The sequence below is a fragment of the Cytophagia bacterium CHB2 genome, from assembly GCA_030263535.1.
Taxonomy (GTDB): Bacteria; Zhuqueibacterota; Zhuqueibacteria; order Zhuqueibacterales; family Zhuqueibacteraceae; genus Coneutiohabitans.
This window is the reverse complement of sequence record SZPB01000342.1, coordinates 1-7,038: the sequence shown is the minus strand read 5'-3', so window position 1 is coordinate 7,038 and position 7,038 is coordinate 1. Positions and strand designations below refer to the sequence as shown.

At 46.6% G+C, this 7,038-nt stretch carries 5 protein-coding genes; 3 read left to right on the top strand and 2 right to left on the bottom strand.

The window, feature by feature from the left end; translation table 11 throughout:
* Nucleotides 1-75: 75 nt before the first annotated feature.
* The gene (locus FBQ85_24080; protein MDL1878212.1) at nucleotides 76-783 is read right to left on the bottom strand and encodes a response regulator transcription factor; all 708 of its coding nucleotides are present in this window, start codon (nucleotides 781-783) and stop codon (nucleotides 76-78) included.
* A 111-nt stretch (nucleotides 784-894) separates the two neighbouring features.
* Entirely contained in the window at nucleotides 895-2,055 is a 1,161-nt protein-coding gene (locus tag FBQ85_24075) for a hypothetical protein (GenBank protein ID MDL1878211.1), read from the bottom strand.
* An 834-nt stretch (nucleotides 2,056-2,889) separates the two neighbouring features.
* On the opposite strand from FBQ85_24075, the gene FBQ85_24070 reads away from it, so the two are divergent.
* From FBQ85_24070 to FBQ85_24060, 3 genes are all read left to right on the top strand, one after another.
* The gene (locus FBQ85_24070) at nucleotides 2,890-4,380 is read left to right on the top strand and encodes a hypothetical protein (protein ID MDL1878210.1); all 1,491 of its coding nucleotides are present in this window, start codon (nucleotides 2,890-2,892) and stop codon (nucleotides 4,378-4,380) included.
* Between the two features lie 153 nt (nucleotides 4,381-4,533).
* Nucleotides 4,534-6,273, top strand: a complete 1,740-nt coding sequence (locus FBQ85_24065) for a trypsin-like peptidase domain-containing protein (GenBank protein ID MDL1878209.1) — start codon at nucleotides 4,534-4,536, stop codon at nucleotides 6,271-6,273.
* Nucleotides 6,274-6,487: 214 nt separating this feature from the next.
* Entirely contained in the window at nucleotides 6,488-6,964 is a 477-nt protein-coding gene (locus FBQ85_24060) for a hypothetical protein (GenBank protein MDL1878208.1), read from the top strand.
* Nucleotides 6,965-7,038: the final 74 nt, after the last annotated feature.

Sequence of the window (7,038 nt, the reverse complement as noted above, 5' to 3'; positions counted from 1 at the left end):
TGAACACGGATTCTCACGGATTTTGTGTTTTGGTTTCATCCGTGCCAATCCGTGTCTATCCGTGGCTAAAAGCACTCACTCCCCTTCCTGAATGATCTTTTCCCGAATGGCATACTTCGTCAAATCTGCTATGCTGTTGAGTTTGAGCTTTTCCATGATATTGCGGCGGTGGGTGTCAACGGTTTTTGGGGAAATGTTGAAGCGGAGGGCGATGGTTTTGGAGTTTTCTCCCAGAGCAATGAACCGCAAGATTTCCAGCTCGCGGCCGCTCAGGTCATTGGGATTGGGTGAGGGGGTGTTCCGCAGGATATTCACGAACTCTTCCTGAATCGTGGCATTCACGCCTTTGCTAAAGTAGAATTTGCCTTCCATCACGGTTTGAATGGCTTCGTGCAATTCATCGGCGGTGCAGCCTTTGGACAAATAGCCCGAGGCGCCGGCTGACATCATGCCTTTGACGTGGGGTCCGTCTTCCATCACCGAAAGCGCAATGACTTTGATCTCCTTGTGCGCCGCAGTGATTTTGCGCGTGGCCTGCGTGCCGGTGATTTCCGAGCCGCGCAAGCCGATATCCATAATCACCACCTGCGGCTGCAGCTTGAGCGCCAGATCAATGGCTTCCGCGCCGTTGTCCGTCTCGCCCACCACTTCCACCGCAGACTGGCTTTCCAGCAGCGCGCGAAACGCCGCACGAATCACGTGATGATCTTCGACCAACAGGATTTTGATCTTCATAGAGGATGGCGTTTCTCCTGCGCTGGGCTTGCTCAAAAAACTACCCATTCATCAATGATCATTGACCATTCATTTTCATTAGCCATTAACCATTAGTCATTAACCATTTGCTATTCAACCGTTTGAAATGGCGAATGGTTAATGGTTAATGACGAATCGTTAATTGTTGATGATTTGCACACCATCAGCCTTGCCCTGCGACACCCAAACCTTGATCTGCCCGCCGCCCAGTTTGGTTGAATTGTCGATCTCGAGTCCCCCCTGATAATACTCCGCACGATTCTTCATATTGAACAAGCCGAAGCCCGAATCGGTGTTTATGGCAAAATGGTTTTCTTCCGCGGCGAAGCCTGAGCCGTTGTCTTCCACTGTCACGGCGAGTTGGTGATCTTCTCGGCTCAGAGAAATGAGAATTTCGTCCGCGCCGCCGTGCTTGATGGCATTGTGAATGAACTCGCGCACCGCTTTGTAGAGAAAAATCGCGATTTCCTGATTGACCGGAGTTTCCTGCCAGCCGTCTTCGAGCTGAATGGCAAGATGGTACTGCCGTTTGAAATCCACGGCCAGCGCTTCAATGGCCGGCGCAAACCCGACATTGTAGAGTATCGGCGGCACGAGATCGGAGATCAATGTGCGCGTGCCTTTGGTGAATTTTTCAATGGTGCGGTCAAGCTCCTCGAGTCCCTGGCGGATATCCGGGGAAGAGCTTTTTTTCTTGAGATCATCGAGCAGGCGCGAAGAGGTGATGAGAATTTCGCCGATGCGATCGTGCAGATCTTCCGCAATGCGTTTGCGTTCGCGCTCTTCGCCTTCGGAGGAGGCGGCGGAAAGGACGCGCAGTTTTCTCTGCGTGTGCAACAGCTCGTTGGTGATGTCGAAACCCCTGGCGATGTGAAAATCAGTGTTCTCGGCAGATTGTCGCATGTCCCACTCCAGGTAAATCACCTCACCGGCAGGCATTTTGAGCGGGGCGCGGAGATCGCCGGGCTCCGGGTGGACGGCAGCCGAATCGTGATGAATGCGCAGGGCGGGGGGCAGGAAATTCAGCTCTTCGATATTCTTGCGGAGCAGCGCGTTGCGAAAATGGTCTGCCACAGCCGGGTTTTGCACTTTGACCTCGGCCACGCGATAACGTTCATCAAAAACGATGGTCATGAAGGAGGGCGTAAACTCCAGGGCGGCCTCTGCCAGGCGTTGTGCTTTGTGCAATTTTTTCCCCGAAACGATGAGATGATAGCCAAACATACCGACGACCAGGCCAATCATGGCGGTGGTGAAAATAATCGCAATGATGAAATTGGAAGAATCAGTTTCGATCACGATCGCGTTCCTTAGTCGAAAGTCGGGGGATACCGGAGCGCTAATTCTAAGGATTTATGCGATCAATGCAAAGAGAAATGTTGCGATATGTTGACGAAATTTGATGAGGCTCCCCCCATGCCTCATCAATCGCATGGGTCTTACAACGGATCATGCGGAACCGGCGCGACCCTTCATTTCATACTGGAAGGCCGGTCGGGGAGGTGGCGGAAGATAAACAGGAGAGCATCCGGATGCACTAAGCGAATGGCGTATTTACTAGGCATTTTGCCGAGGCGCGCGCCAGAAGCGAAGGTGCACGAAAAATAACCTGTGCAAATATAATTGAAACATGGCCGAGTTTACAATAAGCAAATTGCTTACCCAATAGGCCAATGGCTTAGAGATTTTGGATGAAAAAAATGCAATGTTCGCAGCATTCGCTCCATCAGAATTCAAGTTACTGAAGGCAGGCCATCACGGAAACGGAGAACAATGATGCGAGAGCTATTGCTTGGCGCCAGCCATCTCATTTCATTGGTTAGCAAGTATCTCGGGGGCTCTCCGCAAGCACCCACATTGGCAATGAACAAGAATCTTCATCAGGAACTTCTCTCCATACGATTGGAATCCATTCCACTTTCCACGCCTCTTGCGCTTTATTCCAATCCCGCCCGTCACTGTTTAATCTGTTGATTTTATTGCAGGGCAGTTTGATCCGACATTGTTATTTCATCGTGGTACGAGTTTCGTTATAGGCATTTTTGCAGACTTGCACCAAATCTGCATCTGTCAAAGGCATCAACGCATTTATTCCATTCATCTCATTCACATTTTATTTAAGGAGGGATGATTATGCTGTTTAAAAGAACGATTTTGCTCACAACTTCAATCTCTCTGGCGATCATACTTTTTGATCTTGGCGACGCAAAAGCAAACTGGCCCGTGACCGCAACTTTGCATTCTAAAAAATCCATGGTATTTCACAATCGCTCCGCGCTCTCGCTCAAAGTTTTTGTGAAAGATGAAAACGGGCTGATTCGGCAAAGTTTCTTCTTGGAACCAAATGCACGGGCTACTTTACATAGTGATAAATTCACAAAAAAGCTCGTTCGATCATTGAAGGTGAGTTGCATTTATGATTACGAGACTTATCGATATGATCTCGATTCAATCGAACGAACGATTCATAGAAGAGCTATGATCGATGCATTTTGGAAAGGGGTTTTTTGGCTCTTTTGGGGATCAACGGGCTCCGATGTCTATGATTTGATAACTATCATACAACGCGGCAGCCTTGACGACGTTACGTATGAGTTACAGAGAAAGATTGCGCTAAACGTTGCTGACTTTTTGGGAAGAAAAGTTGGCGAGGCAACGGGTGAATACCTCGGTGAAATGAGCGGTGGAGAATGGACCGGCCACTTGTGGCGCGGACTCCTTGGATATGGTACGGCACAAATTGCCAGAAACGCCATGGAAGATTATCTCAAGACACGTGGCATGGCAGAAAGGGACAGAAATACGGACTTGATCAAAAGAGCAGACCTCGCTTTGGCAGCGCTCACCGATAGAGGGTTTGAGACGCGATATACATATCAACTCTCGAAAGCCACCTCGAACATGTTTCTGCTCGGCCGGCAAATGCCGATTATTCTTGCTCATTTTGGCGGCGCTCAATCTCTTGCTGCAACTGCAAACGACGAGCAAGGCAATCCGGCCTGGAAAGCGGAGGCAGATACATATGGGGCTCCACGCTATTTTCGTTTAGCCATACCTTTGGGCGCTGAAAGTGAAAGCCGGGCGCTGCTGGCTTATCGTGGTTTCTACATAAATGCTTTCTATTCTCAAGAACATCAGATTGCCAGGCGTCCCGTCTTCGTGGGAGATGCTTATCTTGCGCAACCTGTGGGTGCGAACAGCTACCAAGTTCAGGGAGCGACTTTCATGTCTCTCAAACACTATGGCGGCGGGTTGACTTACAATTTCATGAGTCGCCGGACAAATTGGAAGCCTTATACGATTGTGAGTATCGGGGCTGGAGTGACTGCGGTGCATGGCAAAATGCTCTTTCTGTCCGGACGCACAACGAATGGCCGCGCCATAACAAAAGAATCATTAAACACGCTCTCCCTTGCTAGACCTGCTCCGTATATTGATCTCAATATCAACCCATTCATCCAAAATTTGCCTTTTCTCGGGTTTTCGCTAGGCGCACGTTACATTATTTCAAAAAATTGGGAGTTCAAAGAAGGCTATGAGTTGTATCAAAATACAAATCTCGACAAGCTCACATTGCCAAATGGGTTACTCACTTATCATTTTGCGTTAGCTGCAAAATTTTGAGTTGTCTTGCCCCTTGTTATATTTCATGCGGGTGTCGAGCCAGTTCTTTCACAAGTTAATAAACTTTTGAGGTTTAAGGATCACTGATAGCATCTCATTATGAGATGCTCACCAAATCAAAAACTCGTAATTTTATACTAACGGAGGTGGAAGATGAAGGCCGTCTCAATGGTATTGAAGCTGTGTGCAATCTTAGTACTTATTGGAACAGGCGGATGTGCAAAAAACGAAAATACAAGATCCTCTGTAGTTCGTGTTATTGCCCGAACGGGAGACAATTCAAGCAGAGGCACTGGCTTCTTTGTAAAGGATGAAAATGGCCGTCACTGGGTGGTAACAAACTTTCATGTCGTAGAATCTGGGGGAAATATCATTGTTGAGCGAACCGTAGATAATAAGGACGATGCTGTCTTTGTCGAAGCCTATCCAGAGGTTCGTATTGTAAAGTTTAGCGCTGAAGCAGATATCGCTATTCTTGAATTGAGAAATGTACCATCCGCAAAAATGCCGCCGTTACAATTCGGAACCCCGAAACGAGATGCCCGGGTTACCTCGTGGGGGTATCCAGCCAGCAACCTTACTGTAAGCGGAGGACTTGACCTTACACGAAAGGAAGGAACAATATCAAATCTAGTAAAATTTCCATTTATTGATAGGGTTACCAGCCAAATAATTCAAGACGACGCTGTATCGGCACTCGTGGTATCGACTGAGCTTGAGCCCGGTTTCAGCGGCGGCCCAACTGTCGATGAGTCTGGTCGTGTTGTCGGTATTAATGTATTGAAAGATACGGAACATCATGGCCAAAACGGGGCTATTCATATTGATGTGCTGAAAGAAATGTTAAAGTCGCTCAAGGAACCATCTGAACCCTCCACAAAAGATGTTGTCACGTTACTAGATCGCATACAAAATGAGTACCTTCAGTTACCACTTAGTCAACGCCGTAAAGCGTCGGAGGTAACATATGTAGCGTTAGATGATCTCCCCAGGCTGCGCGAATTCTTTGGCAAGGTAGAACTTGCACGCCTACAGACCACAAAAACACAAGGCGATGATATTTCGTTAGCAGCTCGAGTCGGACACGAGCTTGCTTCATTACCCGGCTTGGAATTTGAAAGTTGGGCAGATATCAGTACCCGAGTAACAGTAAGTCAATGTATCAGCGAGGCCAATCAGTTGGAAAGTTTTCTTGGTAAATCAGCAGTTACCGCTCTAAAGGAAGACTGTATGGCCACAGCGTTTAGAATGTTTGTATGGGACTTGGTAAGTTCTACGGTTCGTTGGAATGGCAAACCAGGTGCATACAACGTTTCGCGTGTAGAAACCTTGTCACGAGAAAAGTATTTATACAAAGCAATGGTAAGCATTGACGGGGTCGCCACATTTCCAATTTTTGTGACAACTGTATCTGGTGAACTTCAATTAAAACTACTGGATCGTTCTGGTGTGGTCTATGCAATACAATCGCCACATCCGCATACAGCTTCCGATTTTACAGGTTTGTGGAAGAGTATGAATAAGTACATGACTGATGACAATAGCGAAATTGAGGTATCCGAAACAATTCAAATTCGAGAAACAGGTAGTCAAGGTATCCTCGACATTCAGCATACCTGGCAAAGTACAGATCGCGCTCCACATGGTTACATTTGGCCGTGCAATAGGAGCAGAACAAGAGAAACCTGGATTCGTCAATTTTTTCTTGGAGCGGTAATTGACGGCCAGATTGCACCTCAACGACAAAAAAAAGCGGAAAAATCTCAAGGCTGTACTCCTCGTTATACGGAGGATTTGCTCGTTCGGCTTGAAATCCATCGAGGGGAATTAATAATGTACCGAACGGATGGCACACTTTGGCCAGAGATTGGTCGTTTTAGAAAGCGGGAGTGAAGTGGCATACATGCTTGCGGAAACGACTTACTGGCAATCGCGAATTGACTTGACACATTTGAGCCTGTAAAATCAAGGTTGTTCTTGTCAAGTTAAATACCGAACATCAGTTGCGTGGATTACCTTGGGGGCCTTAGATTATTTGCTTTAGTGATGACCTTCTTTACCTCCTTTATTTATGGTTCAAAACAATTCAATCGGTAAGGAGTATCTCATGGAAAAGAAACACAACAAAAAAAGCGTTTGCAAAGCGAAATACACTTTGCTGATTATGGTTGCATTCTTAATACCTGCTGAAATTAAAGCGCAGACATCCATTTTTGATTATCTTACGCAAGCATTATCTAAAATCGTTGCTGGAGCGACAGTGATCAATCTTGCAAATTATGATTATGTCGATGGCAACTGCATTTTTGGAGTCTACCTGTCAAAAGGAGCGGCCCATAGCCTAAGTACACAATTTGAAGGCGGAGTGAATTACTATGTATTTGGAGCCGGAGACAACGATATTATTGACCTTGATCTTACATTGCTTTCCTCTGCGGGCGAAGTTTTATTAGAGGATTCCGACAATGACGCTACGCCAATTCTTCAATTCAAACCTAATTACTCTGGAAATATGATTTTAAAAATAAAAAACTATGATTCACATCAGGCTGGATTCTGCGGATTTTGTCCTAAATTTAGTTGAAATTTTTCTGATGGCTCCTATCTTGAAGGCAGACAACCACATAATCAGGAGCCCTTGTGAAAAACAAGAAATCT